This is a genomic window from Photobacterium sp. HL06 (assembly GCF_059552575.1).
The window spans coordinates 167594-185954 of sequence record NZ_CM183914.1; the positions used below are offsets into that span (position 1 = coordinate 167594).

Sequence of the window (18361 nt, forward strand, 5' to 3'; positions counted from 1 at the left end):
CGTAGGATTATTTTCGCTTGAGCCAGAAATAACGGATGGGAGGGAGAAAACGTAAGGAATGTGCCAGAGGCTCGATTTTCCCTTGGCTGCCAAGATCACAGTGCGAAGTTATGTTGGCAGCCAAGCGATTGCTAACAGTCAAAAAGGTTGGATTTTTCTCCTTTCTGACTGGAATAGTGGTCAAGTGATGCCCATACGGACGGTACTGTGTCTGAATTAGGCGTTGGAGTAGTTTTCACGCTGTCCTAACCAGCGTTCAATGATGGCTTGGGCATTGTCCGGATAACGGTCGTGGACATAGCGGGCCAGCTTCTGTACTTGCGGTATTAAGTGCTGGTCACGAACCAGATCGGCGACTTTGAACTCGGCAATGCCGGTTTGCTTGGTGCCTAGCAGCTCGCCAGGCCCGCGGATTTCCAGATCGCGCTGTGCAATCACAAAGCCATCACTGCTTTCACGTAGCACGCCTAAACGCTTCTGGGCGGTTTTCGACAAGGGGGCGTGATAGAGCAGGACACAGTGGCTGGCGACACTGCCCCGGCCGACCCGGCCACGTAACTGGTGTAGCTGTGCCAGCCCCAAACGCTCGGGGTTTTCTATGATCATCAGGCTGGCATTGGGGACATCTACCCCGACCTCGATCACGGTAGTGGCAACCAGTAGATGCAGCTCACCGTCTTTGAAGCGTTTCATCACTTCTTGTTTTTCAGCAGGCTTCATCCGGCCATGGACCAGGCCGATATTGAGCTCGGGAAGCTGTGCAGTCAGTTCATCGGCGGTATCGGACGCGGCTTGTGCTTCGAGAACTTCGGACTCGTCGATCAGGGTACAGACCCAATATGCCTGGCGGCCTTCATTGAGGCAGGCACTGCGGATCCGTTCGATAATTTCTGCCCGGCGGGAGTCGGGTAGTGCCACGGTCTGGATAGGTGTTCGGCCCGGTGGCAGTTCGTCAATGACGGATGTTTCAAGATCGGCGTAAGCCGTCATTGCCAAGGTACGTGGGATTGGAGTGGCGGTCATGATCAGCTGGTGCGGGTAGCGGCCGTCGTTGGCCCCTTTTTCGCGCAGTTCCAGGCGCTGGTGGACACCAAATCGGTGTTGCTCATCGATGATGACCAAGGCCAGGTTGTTAAACACCACCTGCTCTTGGAACAGGGCATGGGTGCCGACCACCATTTTAGCTTCGCCACTTTCTATTCGTGCCAGTTCAGTGTTTCGGGCTTTGCCCTTGAGCTTGCCGGCCAGCCAGCCGACTTCGATACCCATCGGGTTGAGCCAATTGGCAAAGTTAATGGCGTGTTGCTCGGCCAGCAGCTCGGTCGGGGCCATCAGCGCTACCTGGTAGCCATGCTCAATTGCCCTCAGCGCCGCTAAGGCTGCCACTAGAGTTTTGCCTGATCCGACATCGCCCTGTACTAGCCGCATCATGGGGTGCGATTTGGCTAGATCGACCTCGATGTCTGCCACGACCCGCTGCTGGGCTCCGGTTGGGCTGAACGGCAGGCTGCCTAACAGGTTATTTTTTAATGTCTCGCAGGGAAGCAGCGGCCAGGCATCATGCTGCTGGCTTTTGCTGCGCACCGCAAGCATCGATAGGTTTTGTGCCAGTAACTCTTCGAGGATCAGCCGGTGCTGGGCCGGGTGTTTGCCCTCTTCTAGCTGGTCGAGCGATACATCTGGTGTTGGGCGGTGCATGATGTGCAGTGCCTGGGCTAGTGTCATCTGGCGGTCGTATAACCCTTCTGGCAGGAGCTCGCTAACGGCAGCTTTGTCGAGCAGGCGCAGGGCCTGGTCGGTCAGGTTGCGTAGGGTCAGCTGGCGCAGGCCGTCGGTGGTCGGATAGACCGGTGTCAGGGTTTCTTCGACACTGAGCTCGGTAGGCTCGGAAAAGACCTTGTAATCCGGATGAATGATTTCCAGCCCGAACTTGCCGCGTTTTAGCTCGCCATAGGCCTTGACCTGTTTGCCTTCACTGAGGCTGTTTTTCATTGCCGCATTGAAATTGAAAAATCGCAGGGTGGCCGAGCCGCTGTGATCGCTGATTTTCACACTCAGCATCCGGCGCTTGCCAAAACTGATACTGCTGCTCAGTACTTCACCTTGAATGGTCAGGTGCTGGCCGGGCATAGCATTGGCGATCGGCCAGATCCGGGTACGGTCTTCATAGCGGAGCGGCAGGTGAAAAAGCAGGTCCTGAACGTTGTTCAGGCCAATTTTTTCCAGCTTTTCTGCCATTTTGGCACCAACACCGGACAGTTCGGTCAGGGCTATGGTATCAAGTAGTTGTCCGCTCATCGCTATTCCTGATTGTGGCTATTTATTCGGTTTTTTCTTCGGCTCTGTGGCCTGCATGATGCTCCACCACTGATCATCAGCGGCGATTTGTCCCTGCTCATCCAGCGGCGGGTACGGTAGCCCTTTGCGGCGGGCAACTTTCGCCAGGACCGGGTGACCACGTTCGAATAGAATACGGTGAACCACTTCATCAGGCAGCTGGGTTTTCTCCAGCTCATACATGCCCGCATTCTGGCGCTGGCGCTGGGCCTCGTACAAGATCAGGGCGCTGGCGACAGAGACATTTAATGACTGTACCATACCTACCATAGGAATGATGATGTCCTGATCGGCCAGGGCGAGAGCTTCAGGGGTGATCCCATTTTTTTCGCCACCGAGGATAATCGCGGTAGGTTTGGTGTAATCCACCTCACGAAAATCAACCGCGGTGTCTGACAGGTTGGTCGCCAGTACCTGCATCCCTTGTGCTTTTAAGGTGCTGACAGCGTTGACCATGTTGTCATGGGTTTCCAGTTCAACCCAGTTACGGGCACCCGCTGAGGTATGGCTCAGTACGCGCATTCCGTCTTTGGGCCATACAGCATGGACCTTGTGTACACCTACCGCATCAGCGGTACGGATAATGGCGGAGACGTTATTGGGTTTATGCACTTCTTCCATGCATACCGTCAGATCTGGCTGGCGAGTAGCCAAGACAGACTGAATACGTTGAAAACGATCGGGAGTCATAGTGTTCTTTGTCGTTCTTTGATAAAGAAAACGCCCGAAAACGGGCGTTTATGTTCAGTACCGGAAAAGCTGGATTGGCAGGCCAGCCCTTCTCTGGTCATTAGTTCTTCTGGCGCGACACACGTACGACATTCGGCATGACCCGGATACGGCGCATGATGTTGGCCAGGTGGATACGTCCTTGGGTCGTCAGGCGCACCGTAATGGTATACAACCGACCATCTTTTTCTTCGGTTGCCAGCCCCTGGATGTTGGAGCCGGTAGACGCGATAGTATTGGTCAGATCGGCCAGTGCCCCCTGGTGGTTTTGCATATCAACCTTCAGGTTGGTCACGAATTCTTGCTCGAAGTCTTCGCTCCATTCGACCGGCATGTATTTATCCGGCTCTCTCTGATAACCGCGAATGTTGGCACATTCTTCACGGTGGATCACCAGGCCTTTACCCGGGCTGACATGGGCCATGATCGGATCACCATTGATTGGATGACAGCAGTTGGCAAAGGTCAGCAGGATACCGTCCGCACCCTGAATAGGTAGGCGGTGGGTGGTTTCCTTTACTGTTAACTCATCGACATTGCCCAATAGGCGGCGAGCCATTACTACGCTCATCAGTTCGCCGAGGCCAATGGCAGTCAGTAGATCATCAATGGTTTCGAGGCGTAAATCGGTCAGCACCTGGTGCAGGTTATCCGGATCGATTTGGTCGATGCTCAGCTCACCCAGTGCATGGTTGAGCAGGCGGCGGCCAAGGGTGATCGATTCCTCGCGGCGCATGGTTTTCAGCACCTGGCGGATTTTGGTCCGTGCGCGAGACGTCACCACATAGTTGAGCCAGGCGGCATTCGGGCGAGCACCTGGTGCACTGATAATATCAATGGTCTGGCCATTTTTCAGTGGCTTGCTCAGCGGGTAAGGCTGGCGTTCAACCCGTGCCCCGACGCAGGCATTGCCGACATCGGTATGTACGGCGTAGGCAAAATCGACCGCGGTCGCACCGACTGGTAGCTCGACAATCCGGCCTTTTGGCGTAAAGACGTAGATCTCGTCCGGGAATAGATCAGATTTCACATTTTCGATGAACTCGAATGAACTGCCCGCACTTTGCTGCAGCTCCAGCAGGCTTTGCATCCAGCGCTGGGCCTTGACCTGCGCGGTGGTGCCGCTGCTTTCCCCGTCTTTGTACGTCCAGTGTGCCGCCACCCCTTTATCAGCCATTTGATCCATATCTTCGGTACGGATCTGCACTTCAACCGGGACCCCATGCGGGCCGACCAGCGAGGTATGCAGTGACTGATAGCCGTTGGCTTTCGGGATCGCGATATAGTCTTTCATCCGGCTCGGGCGGGGCTTGTACAGGTTATGCACCTGGCCCAGGACGCGATAGCTGGTATCCAGATCTTTGACCAGTACGCGGAAGGCGTAGATGTCCATGATCGAGTGGAAACGCTGCTCCTTGTTCTTCATCTTGTTGTAGATGGAGTACAGGTTTTTTTCGCGGCCCAATACCTTGCCGTCGATCCCCGCATCGTCGAGACGTCCCTCGATTTCGGCGTGGATCTTGTTAATCATTTCTTTGCGATTGCCGCGTGCAGAGGCCACCACTTCTTTCAGTACCCGGTAGCGGTTTGGATACAGCGCCTCAAAACCTAACTCTTCCAGTTCGGTCTTGATGTTGTGGATACCGAGACGGTGGGCCAGCGGAGAGAAAATCTCCAAGGTCTCGCGGGCAATACGGCGGCGTTTGTCCGGACGCAAGGCGCCGAGGGTACGCATGTTGTGCGTGCGGTCAGCGAGCTTGATCAGAATAACGCGGATATCATGGGCCATGGCCATGATCATCTTGCGGAAGTTCTCGGCTTGCGCTTCTTTGCGGTCGCGGAACTTTAGCTTATCCAGCTTCGATACCCCGTCGACCAGCTCTGCTACCGTCGAGCCGAAACGGCTGGCGAGATCGTCTTTGGTGACCTCGGTATCTTCGATAACATCGTGGAGGAGGGCTGCCATTAGCGTCTCGTAGTCGAGGCGCATTTCCGCAAGGATGCGGGCTACGGCAATCGGATGGATAATATATGGTTCGCCGCTGGAGCGGGTCTGCCCTTCGTGGGCATCTCGCGCAACGAGATACGCCTGCCTGAGCGCCTCAATTTGAGACTCAGGCAGGTATTCGATTGCGACTTCTTTCAGGCTATCAAAAAGATACAATTCGCCCGGTTCCCTGAATTAACGGTGGTCGCCTGCAATAGCGCTAACGGCTGCTAGCTCTGCTGCTTCTTGCTCTTGAAGTTCCTGACGCTCGCGAGCATCCAGGATATCTTTAGTGATAAGGCCTTCTTCGATTTCACGAAGCGCGATCACTGTATACTTATCGTTTTCTTCCGGAACCAGTGGATCCTTACCGCCAGTTTGCATCTGACGAGCGCGGCGTGAAGCAATTTGGATCAGATCGAAACGGTTGCCAATTTTATCAACAGCGTCTTGAACGGTTACGCGTGCCATGGAGGACTCCAGTGGTTATATATAAAAGAAGGAAAATTGTACAAAAATACTTACTGTTCTGCCAGTAGGGCATTAAGCATGCTGTTATATTTAGCAGCTTGTTTGTCTTGCTTCAATCGTTCTGCACGGATAATCGATTTAAAATCCATTAAAGCAGCATCGAAATCATCATTAACGATGACATAGTCGTACTCGTTGTAATGAGAGATTTCCGAGCGTGCGTCCTGCATACGACGGGCAATCACGGCTTCGCTGTCCTGGCCACGAGCGTTCAGGCGACGCTCCAGTTCCTCTTTTGACGGAGGCAGAATGAACAGGCTCTTGGCTTGTGGCATTTGTTTGCGAATTTGACGCGCACCCTGCCAGTCGATATCCAAAAAGACATCGATGCCTTTGTTAAGCTGCTCTTCAATCCAAGGACGAGACGTACCGTAGTAGTTACCAAACACTTCGGCATGTTCAAGGAATGCACCTTGTTCTGCCAGCTCAGTAAACTCCTCGACACTAATGAAATTGTAATGAACACCGTGTTCCTCACCCGGACGCATACCGCGTGTTGTGTGGGATACGGATACTTTCATGTCATAGGTCGGATTGGTTTCAAGAAGTGCGTTAATCAAGCTTGATTTACCAGCGCCACTTGGTGCCGACACGATGTATAGAGTACCTTTGCTCATTGCCTATTTCACTCAGTGATAGAAGGGCGCGCAGATTATCATGAACTGCGAGTAATTTGAATCAGGTAGTCAAAGAATAACCAATATTATTTAGTATCGTTAATCTACTGATCGCTCTATTAAAAGTAGCATGCGGATTTTACACTAAGTCAGCAAAGTTATTTAGCATCCCCTCAAAGCTGTAAACGTCAGCCACTTTTCGGCGATTGGCCGCTCCAATTTCCTGCCATTGTTCGGGGGTGGCGAGTAGTACCTGGAGGGCTTTAGAATAACCTTCGGGGGGGCTCACAAAGCGCTGGTTTTCTAAGGAAAGCATATTTTTGATATCCCCTACGTCCGTGGAAACAACGGGTAAGCCCATAGCCATTGCCTCTAGTATGGAAATGGGCATCTGCTCGGTGTCGGACGACAGGCAGAAGATATGACCTTGAGAGAGGAACTCCCATATATCCGTGATATACCCTTGAAATTTAATGCGTTCTGTTGCGTCTTTATCATTCACATATTGCTGCAGTTCAGCCAGTAAAGGGCCGCCACCTCCGATTAATAGCTTGCCCTGAGGAACGGTTTTGATAAACGTATCGATTAGTCGTGGAATATTTTTTTCGGCCCTCAGTGTGGCGAGGGTGATCAACACGGGGCTGGCTATTTCTTCTGAGGGATCGGGAGCTGAAAACCGTGGCGGGGCAGTGGGTACACCAATGCCATTGGGGAAATACGTCAGTCGATGGGCGGGGATGTGCCAGTATCTGTGAGCAATGGCCATCAGGTTCTGGGAGGGGACGACGACCCGGGTGTTTCCTGATAATGCCAAACGGCGAAAGAGATTGCGCCGGGGCAGGGGCGCGGCTTGCTCCTCTGGCCCAAATCCATCCTCCCAGTGAATGTGTTTGCTGGTGCCTGCATAGAGGCGATTGACTAATGCCCATTCCATGGCTCCCCAGTTGTATGTCATTAACACATCGTGCCGATGGCTGTTGAGGATGCACTTGATTGCGTGAAAACGCTGGACAAGGGTGAGTGCTTTCATCTCTCCGGAAGCAATAAACTCAATATCGACCTTGGCTGTGAGTTTGCTTTTTGCCTCGGTATTGCCATCGAGGGCGATGACTGAATGGGTGTAGTCCTTATGGCGAGCATTGGCGATTTGAGCGAAACGCACCTGAGGGCCGCCAATGGAGAAGGTTGAAAACACATGCAGCAAGTGTTTGGCCATTAGGCTTTTCTCTCTGGGGAATTGTCGGCGTGCTTGTGAACCTCGATGGCACGGCGGATGAATTCAGCCCTGTCTGAGACAGGTTGCCAACCCAGTAATGCCTTTTCCTCTCTATTATCAAAGGTGGCTGTCATTGCCCGGGAACGTAAATCGCGTAACGCTGGGATGGGGAGTTGCCGGCCTGCTATACGCTTTACTACCCACTTTCCTACTTCCTGGGCATAGAGCCACTCTGTCGGCTGTGGAATATATCTAAAGGGGCGATCAAGCTGGCTGTGTAGCATCGCCACATATTCTTTGGCATTCGGCCGGACATCACCAACGATATTCAATGCTTTTCCTTTGATATCGGGGGCGGTGAGGGCTGCCACGGTGGCACTGGCTACATCTTCGACCAATACAAAGGGTAAGGCATTATTGCCCATATTCCAGCCAATAAAGTGTTGGCAGTTATTGAAGAAACCAACACCGGTGTGGTTCAGTAATCCCCCTTCACCAATGACAACGCCGGGGCGCAATAGCACGAAATCCAGGCCCGGGCACTGATTGAGCAACTGCTGATCAGCCTGTGCTTTGGCCCGTGAATATTCAGCGCGGAGCTCGGGCTGGGGATCGGGTAAGGTGGCGCTAGTGATTGTCGTTTTACCTCCGAGGTAGAGAGAGGCGATAGAGCCGACATGAACCAGGCGGTGGGTGTTATGAGCCAAGCAGGCATCCGCGATGGTTTTGGCAGAGACGACCATTGCCTCGCGAATATCCTGCCATGAGCCGCTGCCGCCGCCATGGGCCAGGTTGATGACATAGCGAGCTTTGCTCACGGCGTTGTTGACGGTTTGTTTGTCGCGGACATTCCCCCGAAGTAGGGTGATCCCAGGCTGGTGAAATAATTCAGGCAATGCATTGAGGTTACGAGCCATGACGCCGACCGTGTAGTCGGCGGCCAATAACTGCTTGACGACCTGCTTGCCGATAAAACCCGTCCCGCCAATGACCAGTACATCAAACCGTCCATTATCTTCAAAAATGGGAGCTTCAAAAATGGGACCTGTTTTAGCCTCAGGCCCGGTATGGAAGGAGGGGAATCCTTCCTCGGCCAGTGTATGGCAAAAGCCGATGATATCCCGGCCCAGCTCGGCATTATGGAGCGGTGGTCTTTTCTGAGCCAGCGACTGGTAAAAGTGTTGCATGCTGGTCAGCATAGAGAGATAAAACGGGTCTTGTGACGGCCCTAGCCCGGCAATGGCGGTCGTATAATGAATGAGCTGCCGCATTCCTTGATAGAAGGTGGCACCAGCTTGGCGTGTTGCATTAATAGCAATATCGAGCGCGGGAAGAAACCGGCTGCGGGTGTGGCAGAGAAGCTGGTTATTGATGATGTCTATATCGATAACCCCATCTTCGCCGATAATTTTTATTTGCCACACCGGAAAATCTTGCCCCATGGCAAATGAAAAGTGAAAAGGGACACTCAGTTCACCGATCACATCAAGCCGTTGTACAAATGGCAGGCGTCCAGCAAGATACCGAGGCTTGCTGCTCCGGCACCGAATAGTGCCTTGAGGTTGCCCGAGCATGGCAAAGAGTTGCGACAGCGGATGGACGGCTTGTTCGAGTAATATATTGACGGGATCGCTAAACATCCAGTGGCCAAACTGCCCGGCATCGAGCTGGCGAAGCGGCATCTCGTAGTTGAGAGTGACGGATTTTACCGGGCCGATCTTCTTTTGTTCTAATAAAGCCTGGGCCTTGATAAGGGCGGGATGAAAGATGAAGTTCTGGTTAACTGCCAGGGTGAGCCCTTGTTGCCGGGCGAGATCTGTTAACGTTTCACACTGAGCCGGTGTTTCTGCCAGCGGCTTTTCAACCAAGATATGTTTGCCATGAGCAAGCAGGGTATGTGCCAGTGAATAATGATGGTTTGGGGGAACCAGAATATGCGCCGCATCAAATTCGATAGCATTAAGCACCTCGTCGACAGCGGCGAAAGTCTGTGTGATGCCGTACTTCTGGGCGAGGGAGTGTGCTGCTTGGATATTTGGATCAACTATCGCAACAATGTCGGCTTCCTTGATATTGGCGAGTGCTCTTACATGTATATCTGAAATGAAACCTGCGCCAAATAATACGACGCGGTAGGTCTTTCTTGCTTCCATTCATCAGCTCCAAGCGTTCATCCTATGACAAGTCGGTGTGATGCGACGGTTTGTTATCAATATCGGCGCATAACCACACGGCGACAATGTTAACTATAGCAAGAGAATAGGAGGTGGTTATCCTGGCGTGCCAGTTGGTAAGAAAAGAAGAAGTAGGATGGGGGGGGAAGTAAAGCCCTGATTAACAGGGCTTGGGTGGAATATTACTCAATATTCTGGATCTGTTCGCGCATCTGCTCGATCAAGACCTTCAGCTCAACCGCTGAGGCGGTGATATCGGTGCTGATTGATTTTGACGCCAGGGTGTTCGACTCACGGTTGAATTCCTGCATCATGAAATCAAGACGGCGGCCACATGCGCCCCCTTTTTTCATGATTTTCTGGGTTTCTTTGACGTGAGAGTCAAGGCGATCCAGCTCTTCTGCCACATCGCTTTTTTGTGCCATCAGGATCAATTCCTGCTCGATGCGGTTGGCATCCAGCTCCACCTTGGCTTCTTCAAAACGGGTTGTCAGGCGCTCACGCTGCCAGTTGATGATTTCCGGCATCTGCTGGCGGACTTTGGCCGCTTCGACAGCAATCGCTTCCAGGCGCTGGTCGATCAGGGCTTTCATGTTCTCGCCTTCGCTGGCACGGGCGGCGATGAAGTCTTTGATGGCTTCGTCAAAACCGGCTAGCAAATCTTTGTTGATAGCATCCAGATCCTGCTCCGGTGCTTCCATCACGCCCGGCCAGTTCAGAACCTGAAACGGCCCGATACTGCCTTCGCCGGAGGTTTCTTTGACCCACTTGGCGGCCTTGATCACTTGCTTGGCCAGATCTTCATTGATGCTCAGCTCACTGCTTGCGGCGGTGCTGGCTTCAAAGCGTAGGTTACACTCCACCTTGCCGCGGGCCAGGCGTTTGCGGAAACGCTCGCGCAGTACAGGCTCCAAGCCTCGGAATTGCTCTGGCATACGCAGGTATGTTTCCAGATAACGCTGATTGACAGAACGAATTTCCCAAACGGCAGTGCCCCAGTCGCCTTTTACTTCACGACGGGCATAGGCGGTCATGCTATGGATCATTGGCTGATGGCCCTTTTTCTATGATGGAATGTAACTACTTATTAGGCTTACTGCCATATAGCAGGAAGCGTAATAGAAAGAAGAGGATCGTAGTTACCAGATAGCGTTGATTATACTCACCATTAATGACAAAAGAAATGAAGTGCAAGGCTGTGCTTTTCATTTCGCAGCAGGGAGGCGATAGGGATTAACGTGCACTGCGCTTGAGAACTGGCTATAATCGCCGGTTAATGTAGCCCAGCTAAAGGTAAAGCCCCGATGCGTCCAAGCGGAAGAAGCACCAGTCAAGTACGTCCGATTACGATCACTCGTAATTTCACAGCACACGCTGAAGGTTCAGTATTAGTCGAGTTTGGCGATACGAAAGTGATCTGTACAGCCAGTGTAGAAGAAAATGTACCTCGCTGGTTAAAAGGCAAAGGACAGGGTTGGGTTACGGCTGAATATGGCATGCTGCCACGTGCGACCCATTCGCGTAATCGCCGTGAAGCTGCGAGTGGCAAGCAAGGCGGTCGTACGATGGAAATCCAGCGCCTGATCGCACGTAGCCTTCGCGCTGCTGTTGATTTGGAAGCCTTGGGTGAGCAGATGATCACCGTTGACTGTGATGTTATCCAGGCCGATGGCGGAACCCGTACTGCCTCGATCACCGGTGCGATGGTCGCGTTGGTTGATGCTATCAATTATATGATTGAAAAAGGGCTGCTCAAGAAGAGCCCGTTGAAAGGTATGGTCGCTGCAGTCTCGGTCGGTATCTATAAAGGTGAGGCAATCTGCGATCTTGAGTACCTTGAAGACGCCGCCGCCGAAACTGATATGAACGTGGTGATGACCGAAGAAGGCAAGATGATCGAAATCCAAGGCACCGCCGAGGGTGAGGCCTTCAGCCATGAAGAATTACTGGCAATGCTGGCTTTAGCAAAATCCGGCATTGACGACATTGTCAGCGTTCAGAAGCGAGCGTTGGAAAGTTAATGATTGAGCGACTCTATTGAGTCGCTTTTTTTTGTCTAAATTTTGGTGAAGCTGTGGTTCGGCAAAGTTTAGAACACGTTTAAAGCACGACTATTGCAATACAAAGGAGAAACCATGAAAGCATATCAGCGTCAGTTCATCGAATTCGCCCTGGAAAAAGGTGTTCTTAAGTTTGGTGAGTTTACTCTGAAATCTGGCCGTAAAAGCCCGTATTTTTTCAATGCGGGCCTGTTCAATACAGGTCGTGATTTAGCGCGCCTTGGCCGTTTTTACGCTGAAGCTTTGGTGGATGCCGGCATTGACTATGATGTGTTGTTTGGCCCGGCGTACAAGGGGATCCCAATTGCAACAACCACCGCGGTTGCGCTGGCTGATCACCATGATGTCGATACCCCATATTGCTTCAATCGCAAAGAAGCCAAAGCTCACGGTGAAGGCGGTAATCTCGTCGGCAGCGCGCTGGAAGGCCGCATCATGCTGGTTGATGATGTGATCACCGCGGGTACGGCAATCCGTGAGTCGATGGAAATCATTAAGGCAAACGGTGCTGATTTGGCCGGTGTATTGGTTGCGATTGACCGCCAGGAAAAAGGCAAGGGTGAGTTGTCGGCGATCCAGGAAGTTGAGCGTGACTTCGGCTGCGCGGTGATTTCTATTGTTTCGTTGGGGGATGTGGTGAGCTACCTGGCAGAGCAAAAAGGGATGGAAACCCATTTGGAAGCGGTGAAAGCGTACCGTGCGGAGTATGGGGTTTAGATATAGATCCTGCGCATCGGAGGCGGGATTGCGGGTTACGCTGCGCTCCGAGATGCGGGAAAGAGCGGTTCTGTGGCCCTGAGGTGAGGCTCTATGGAAATCTCATCTCCAGGAGCATAGGACTCCTCAAAAACGAAAAAGCGAGAGCCGTTGACTCTCGCTTTTTCGTTTTCATAATTTGCGCTTCTCGCTTCTCGCTTCTCGCTTCTCGCTTCTCGCTTCTCGCTTCTCGCTTCTCGCTTCTCGCTTCTCGCTTCTCGCTTCTCGCTTCTCGCTTCTCGCTTCTCGCTTCTCGCTTCTCGCTTCCGCTCTTAACCGAGCTCTGCACTCAGCAATCGCCAGTATTCATCAAAGCTTTCGGTTGGCTTGTACTTGAAATTAGAACGTACGAAACGGTTCAGGCTGCCTTCTACCTGGCCAAGCAGCTGAGCGGCGAGGATAGTTTCATCGACAGGGAAGCCTTTACCCTCACGTAGCTTACGCTCACGGAGGATTTGGCGCAGTTGGGTTTCGATACGCTCAAACAGCTGGTTGATCCGTGCCTGGAGGCGGTCCTGCTCAAACATCAGTGCGTGGCCGGTCATGATACGGGTCAGGCCTGGGTTGCGTTCGGCAAAGCCCAAGATGAGCTGCAGCACCATGCGCAGGCGGTTGAGGGTATCTTTCTCGTCATCGAGAATACGGTTGATGCGGGTTGTGATGGAATCCTCGATGAATTCAATCAGCCCTTCGAACATCCGCGCCTTGCTTGGGAAATGGCGGTACAGGGCGGCTTCGGAAACACCAACCTGTGCAGCCAGTTTGGCGGTAGTAATGCGTTGGCTGCCCTGGGCAGACTCCAGCATTTGCGCCAGCGCTTGCAAAATTTCTTCGCGGCGATTGTTTTTTTTGTTGCCAGCCATGAATAACCGTTCCTTTTCGAAATGAGTCTGTCGCCAGACAGCTTTGAAACCCGCTTATCTTAGCGATGCAGCTGCGCTGTGAAAAGCGCTGGCTGCAGATACTGATCTCTTTATCGACAAAAAAAGCCCAACCTGAAGAGGTGAGCTTTATATTTGATCTCATTCGACTAATTCGCCATCAGTTGATGGCGAATATCCGCGCCCTAATGTCGGTGCTTCTTAGCTACGGCCTGAGTGACCGAAGCCGCCTTCGCCACGATCGCTGGCATCAAAGTCAGACACGATATTGAAGTCGGCCTGTACCACAGGAACGAAGACTAGCTGGGCAATGCGATCGCCCGGCTCAATGGTAAAGGTGCTGTGTCCGCGGTTCCAAACCGATACCATCAGCTGGCCTTGATAGTCTGAGTCGATAAGGCCGACTAGGTTGCCCAGTACGATACCGTGCTTATGGCCAAGGCCTGAACGCGGCAAAATGGTTGCTGCCAGGCTCGGATCGGCAATGTGGACTGCAAGGCCGGTGGGTACCAGGTGTGTCTGGCCTGGTTCAACGGTTAGTGCCTCATTCAGGCAAGCACGTAGATCCAGGCCTGCAGACCCTTCCGTTGCATAGGCCGGAAGCGGAAACTCGTTACCAACACGAGGGTCGAGGATTTTTAGATCAATTTTTTTCATGCTTGTTCTCTTTGTAAAGTGCAATGATTTCACTGATCAGCTGCTGTCCGAGATCCTGCTTTGACGTTAGGGGTAGCGCTTTATCACCGGCTGGCCAGAACAGGTGCAGGGCATTACTGTCGCTGTTAAATCCTTGGCCTTGCTGGGACACATCATTGGCACAGATTAAATCTAGGTTTTTACGGCTGAGTTTGCCGCGGGCATATTGTTCCAGATCCTGAGTTTCGGCGGCAAACCCGACGGTGAAAGGACGCTGCTCGGTTAGCCCTGCGACACTGGCGACGATATCCGGGTTTTTGATTAGTTTGAGAACCATTTCATCTTCGCCGGATTTTTTCTTCATTTTCTGATCAGCAACGTCTGCCGGACGAAAATCGGCCACCGCGGCACAGGAGATAAAAATATCGTGGCTGGTGGCGGCTTCCATAGCAGCCAGGTGCATTTGCTTGGCACTTTCGGTGTCGATACGGCTCACACCTGCAGGGGTTGCCAGGTTGACCGGGCCGCTGATCAGGGTGATCTGTGCGCCGCGTTTGGCGGCGGCGTCGGCGATGGCATAGCCCATTTTGCCCGAGCTGTGGTTGGTCAGGTAACGAACCGGGTCAATCGCTTCCCGGGTTGGGCCAGCAGTGATCGCAATTTTGATACCGTTCAAGTCGGCTGGCTGGAAAAAATCTTCGGCAAGGTGGACTAGCTGCATTGGCTCGAGCATCCGCCCCGGGCCGACATCACCACAGGCCTGCTCGCCGCTGGCCGGGCCCCAGATATGAAAGCCGCGGCGCTTCAGGGTCGCAAGGTTTTCTTGGGTTGCGACGTTGCTGTACATCTGCTGGTTCATTGCCGGGGCAACAACGATCGGAGAGTCTGTTGCCAGGCATAGGGTACTCAGCAGATCATTTCCCATCCCGGCACCGATGCGGGCAATCAGATCGGCAGTGGCTGGTGCGAGTAACACTAGGTCGGCCCACTTGGCTAGCTCGATGTGGCCCATTGAAGCCTCGGCTGCGGGATCGAAAAGGCTGTCAGAGACCGGGTATCCTGAGACCGCTTGCATGGTCAGCGGAGTAATAAATTCCTGGGCGGCTTTGGTCATCACCACACGAACCTCGGCACCACGCTCAATCAGACGTCGGGTAAGTTCTGCGCATTTATAAGCCGCAATACCGCCGCTGATCCCCAGAAGTATTTTTTTTCCTGCCAGTGTTTGCATTGTTCTGCCTGTCTCTGTGAACCGATTCAATCTGGCCCACAAGATAGCATCAAAGAGCATGATATTCACCGCTTGATATCAAGGTACAACTTAGAGGAGGGGAAAGTTTTTGCTGTGAAAGCAGCCAATAAATGCCAAGAACATTCTAATTCAAACAGGATTTACCCAAGATAGAATGACGTTGTCGTAGCAAACTGTTGTTACTGGTTTTATTGTCCTGACGGAGGTTGGCAGCCTCTGGTGAACAGATGAGAGAGCTCGTAGGGCTATTCAACGTGTAATGTAACTGGCGTGTTTTTTTGCGAAGGTTTTCTCATAAGCTATCGCGAGTACTTGCCTCATTGTATGCAACGTCCTCTTCTGTACCTATTACAGAAGGGGAACGTTATGTCTTTAAAGCTTTTACCACCGGCTTCCCGTCCGCGGGAAAAGCTATTATCCCATGGCCCTGAAGCGCTAACCGATGCGGAGCTGTTGGCGATTTTCCTGCGCACAGGCATCGCAGGAATGAATGCACTTGAGCTGGCGACATACCTTCTCGATGAATTCGGGTCGCTACGAGCGTTGCTGGCTGCCACCAAAGAGGACTTTTGCCAGCATAAAGGCCTGGGGCCTGCCAAATACGCCTTGCTCCAGGCGGTTCTGGCCATGAGCCACCGGCATTTTGAAGAAACATTGAAAAGGGATGATGCGTTGACCAGCCCGGCACATACACGTCGTTACCTGAGCCAGAAGTTGCGAGATAGGCATCGTGAAGCCTTCTATGTTTTATTTTTGGATAACCAGCATCGGGTGCTGGCAGGAGAGGTACTCTTTGAAGGAACAATCGACTCAGCGAGCGTTTATCCGCGGGAAGTTGTAAAAAGATCACTGGAACTTAATGCAGCCGCGCTCATTTTAGCGCATAATCACCCGTCAGGCGTAGCAGAGCCGAGTCAGGCAGACCGTCGAATTACACGAAGAATCAGCGATGCGCTGGCCTTGGTCGATATTCGCATCCTAGATCATTTTATTGTCGGTGATGGGGAAATAGTTTCTTTTGCCGAGCGGAATTGGCTATAAAACAGCCAAAATTCGATCAAAAAGTTGAGAAAGGACTGCTCGGGACTTGAGCAACTGGTTTTGACTTAGTATAATGCGCGACCTTTGATAGCTGTGGTTATATGTGAAAAGTTTTTTTTGCATTGAATTAACCATGGTAGATATCGAGCTGAAACGATTTGGAGAAGACAGTAATGTCCCGAGTATGCCAAGTAACTGGTAAGCGTCCTGTAACGGGTAACAACCGTTCACACGCACGTAATGCCACCAAGCGTCGTTTTCTGCCGAACCTGCAAACTCATCGTTTCTGGGTAGAAAGCGAAAAACGCTTCGTTAAACTACGCCTTTCTGCGAAAGGTATGCGTATCATTGATAAGAAAGGCATCGATGCCGTTCTTACAGATATGCGTACTCGCGGCGAGAACGTTTAAGAGGATTTGAACAATGGCAAAAGGCATTCGTGAGAAGATCCGTCTAGTATCATCTGCTGGTACAGGCCACTTCTACACTACCGACAAAAATAAGCGTAACATGCCAGGCAAATTTGAGATCAAGAAATTTGATCCTGTAGTTCGCAAGCACGTTATGTACAAAGAAGCTAAAATCAAGTAATTGATTTTCTCTGTTCTTTGATAAAAACCCGGCATTACGCTGGGTTTTTTTATGCCTGCAATTTGCCACTTCCCTATTTCATTTTCTTCACTATGCCGTCCTGTTTGGGCTTTGGTGTTATGATTCATAGAGAGATAGGGGTTTGGGAGCAAAGGGAGAATCATGGGGATCAAGTTGTCACGGCGTGGCTGGAACAATGTCATTATTATTGCCGTTGTCCTATTTATTGCCGTCATTCAGTTTCCAGATTTGATCAGAGCACGGCTTGAACCGGATGGTGTAGCACCGCCCCCGGCCCTGCAGTCACTGTTGCCGGAGCAGGCCGCTGTTTCACGCTTAGTCCTGCCGCAGAATGTGCTGATGCTTCAAGGAAACCAGTGGGTTGCCGATCCTCAGATAGAAGGGGCACCCCAGAAGATTGTCGAACACTGGCAGTCCATTGCCGGCACTGTCGTCGATGAAGCAATGATAGCCCAGTTGAAGCCGCAGTTGAACGCACCGAGAACGGTTGAGGTATGGCTACAGTCTGCTGAAGAGCCGATACGGGTGACTGTGTATCAGTTACCGCAATTTTGGCTGCTGAGAAGCTGGCAGGGCGTTTGGCTGGCGGTTACAGTCGATGAGTCTTATCTATTTCCAAACTGATTTTATTACGGAATTGAACCATGCCTGAATTACCCGAAGTGGAAGTCAGCAGAATGGGGATCTCCCCCCATATCGTTGGCCACAGGGTGGCCGAAATAATTATCCGCAATCCTAAGTTACGCTGGCCAGTGCCAGAAGAGATCAGGCAAATTGAAGGGCAGGTGATCCGCAAGGTCAGCCGGCGGGCAAAATACCTGTTGCTTGAAACCGATATTGGCTATGCCATTGTCCACCTTGGTATGTCAGGTAGCCTGCGTATTTTGCCGGCTTCGGTGACGCCAGAAAAGCATGATCATGTTGATTTGGTACTCTCCAGCGGGGAAGTGCTGCGTTATAACGATCCGCGACGATTTGGTGCCTGGCTGTGGCAGCAGCCATTGGGGGAAGATCATACGGTACTGAGCAAGCTAGGGCCTGAGCCGTTAAGTGATGTCTTTACCGCCGATTACTTGATTGAAAAGGCCCAGGGAAAGCGAACGGCAATCAAGCAGTTTATTATGGATAACCAGGTTGTGGTCGGTGTGGGGAATATCTACGCCAACGAATCCTTGTTTAGCGCAGGGATCCATCCCAAAAGGGCGGCAGGCAATATATCTCGGCAACGCATGACGCTTTTGGTGGCTGAAATCAAAGCGGTGCTGGCCTTTGCCATTGAGCAAGGCGGTACGACCTTGAAAGATTTTAAAAATGCCGACGGCAAGCCGGGTTATTTTGCCCAGGAGCTGCTGGTCTATGGCAAGGGCGGCGAGCCGTGTCCGCGCTGCGATACGACACTGAGCGAGATGAAAATCGGCCAGCGGGCGACGGTGTACTGCAGCACCTGTCAGACCTAGGGTTAGTATTGCTTAACCCGGGATTCAGGATCATTGATGGTCTTTTTGCTGCTGGCGTATATCGCCACCACTGGC

General features: G+C 52.2%; 18 protein-coding genes. 7 read left to right on the forward strand and 11 right to left on the reverse strand.

The window, feature by feature from the left end:
- Positions 1–216: 216 nt before the first annotated feature.
- From recG to AC51G0_RS00805, 8 genes are all read right to left on the reverse strand, one after another.
- Positions 217–2298, reverse strand: a complete 2082-nt coding sequence (gene recG, locus AC51G0_RS00770) for an ATP-dependent DNA helicase RecG (protein ID WP_496300282.1) — start codon at positions 2296–2298, stop codon at positions 217–219.
- 18 nt (positions 2299–2316) lie between these two features.
- The gene (gene trmH, locus AC51G0_RS00775) at positions 2317–3027 is read right to left on the reverse strand and encodes a tRNA (guanosine(18)-2'-O)-methyltransferase TrmH (RefSeq protein WP_496300283.1); all 711 of its coding nucleotides are present in this window, start codon (positions 3025–3027) and stop codon (positions 2317–2319) included.
- A 100-nt stretch (positions 3028–3127) separates the two neighbouring features.
- On the reverse strand, positions 3128–5230 hold the full coding sequence (gene spoT / locus AC51G0_RS00780; RefSeq protein ID WP_496300284.1) for a bifunctional GTP diphosphokinase/guanosine-3',5'-bis pyrophosphate 3'-pyrophosphohydrolase: 2103 nt from the start codon (positions 5228–5230) through the stop codon (positions 3128–3130).
- An 18-nt stretch (positions 5231–5248) separates the two neighbouring features.
- A complete protein-coding gene (gene rpoZ, locus AC51G0_RS00785; RefSeq protein WP_036821454.1) occupies positions 5249–5524 on the reverse strand; it encodes a DNA-directed RNA polymerase subunit omega in 276 nt (91 codons plus the stop codon).
- Positions 5525–5574: 50 nt separating this feature from the next.
- The gene (gene gmk, locus AC51G0_RS00790) at positions 5575–6201 is read right to left on the reverse strand and encodes a guanylate kinase (RefSeq protein ID WP_496300285.1); all 627 of its coding nucleotides are present in this window, start codon (positions 6199–6201) and stop codon (positions 5575–5577) included.
- A gap of 139 nt (positions 6202–6340) precedes the next feature.
- On the reverse strand, positions 6341–7417 hold the full coding sequence (locus tag AC51G0_RS00795) for a glycosyltransferase family 4 protein (protein ID WP_496300286.1): 1077 nt from the start codon (positions 7415–7417) through the stop codon (positions 6341–6343).
- On the reverse strand, positions 7417–9570 hold the full coding sequence (locus AC51G0_RS00800; protein ID WP_496300287.1) for a Gfo/Idh/MocA family oxidoreductase: 2154 nt from the start codon (positions 9568–9570) through the stop codon (positions 7417–7419). Before AC51G0_RS00800 ends, AC51G0_RS00795 begins: the two co-directional genes overlap by 1 nt.
- Before the next feature lie 203 nt (positions 9571–9773).
- Positions 9774–10637: a YicC/YloC family endoribonuclease gene (locus tag AC51G0_RS00805; RefSeq protein ID WP_496300288.1), complete on the reverse strand. Its 864-nt coding sequence runs from the start codon at positions 10635–10637 to the stop codon at positions 9774–9776.
- A gap of 258 nt (positions 10638–10895) precedes the next feature.
- Between AC51G0_RS00805 and rph the strand changes: the two genes are divergently transcribed.
- On the forward strand, positions 10896–11612 hold the full coding sequence (gene rph / locus AC51G0_RS00810) for a ribonuclease PH (RefSeq protein ID WP_496300289.1): 717 nt from the start codon (positions 10896–10898) through the stop codon (positions 11610–11612).
- A 114-nt stretch (positions 11613–11726) separates the two neighbouring features.
- A complete protein-coding gene (gene pyrE / locus AC51G0_RS00815; RefSeq protein ID WP_496300290.1) occupies positions 11727–12368 on the forward strand; it encodes an orotate phosphoribosyltransferase in 642 nt (213 codons plus the stop codon).
- A gap of 311 nt (positions 12369–12679) precedes the next feature.
- On the opposite strand, the gene slmA is transcribed toward pyrE, so the two are convergent.
- The 3 genes from slmA to coaBC form a co-directional block, all read right to left on the reverse strand.
- Positions 12680–13270 carry a nucleoid occlusion factor SlmA gene (gene slmA / locus AC51G0_RS00820; protein WP_265697567.1) on the reverse strand — a complete coding sequence of 197 codons (591 nt, stop codon included), beginning with the start codon at positions 13268–13270 and terminating at the stop codon, positions 12680–12682.
- A 219-nt stretch (positions 13271–13489) separates the two neighbouring features.
- Positions 13490–13945, reverse strand: coding sequence for a dUTP diphosphatase (gene dut, locus AC51G0_RS00825; RefSeq protein ID WP_496300291.1), 456 nt, complete (start codon positions 13943–13945; stop codon positions 13490–13492).
- Entirely contained in the window at positions 13932–15155 is a 1224-nt protein-coding gene (gene coaBC, locus AC51G0_RS00830) for a bifunctional phosphopantothenoylcysteine decarboxylase/phosphopantothenate--cysteine ligase CoaBC (RefSeq protein WP_496300292.1), read from the reverse strand. Before coaBC ends, dut begins: the two co-directional genes overlap by 14 nt.
- A 387-nt stretch (positions 15156–15542) precedes the next feature.
- On the opposite strand from coaBC, the gene radC reads away from it, so the two are divergent.
- The 5 genes from radC (at position 15543) to mutM (ending at position 18286) form a co-directional block, all read left to right on the forward strand.
- Entirely contained in the window at positions 15543–16217 is a 675-nt protein-coding gene (gene radC / locus AC51G0_RS00835; protein WP_496300293.1) for a RadC family protein, read from the forward strand.
- 173 nt (positions 16218–16390) lie between these two features.
- Positions 16391–16627, forward strand: a complete 237-nt coding sequence (gene rpmB, locus AC51G0_RS00840) for a 50S ribosomal protein L28 (RefSeq protein WP_107349761.1) — start codon at positions 16391–16393, stop codon at positions 16625–16627.
- A 13-nt stretch (positions 16628–16640) separates the two neighbouring features.
- The gene (rpmG, locus tag AC51G0_RS00845) at positions 16641–16808 is read left to right on the forward strand and encodes a 50S ribosomal protein L33 (RefSeq protein ID WP_004405486.1); all 168 of its coding nucleotides are present in this window, start codon (positions 16641–16643) and stop codon (positions 16806–16808) included.
- A gap of 162 nt (positions 16809–16970) precedes the next feature.
- Positions 16971–17453, forward strand: a complete 483-nt coding sequence (locus tag AC51G0_RS00850) for a hypothetical protein (RefSeq protein WP_496300294.1) — start codon at positions 16971–16973, stop codon at positions 17451–17453.
- A gap of 20 nt (positions 17454–17473) precedes the next feature.
- Entirely contained in the window at positions 17474–18286 is an 813-nt protein-coding gene (gene mutM / locus AC51G0_RS00855; RefSeq protein WP_496300295.1) for a bifunctional DNA-formamidopyrimidine glycosylase/DNA-(apurinic or apyrimidinic site) lyase, read from the forward strand.
- Positions 18287–18361: the final 75 nt, after the last annotated feature.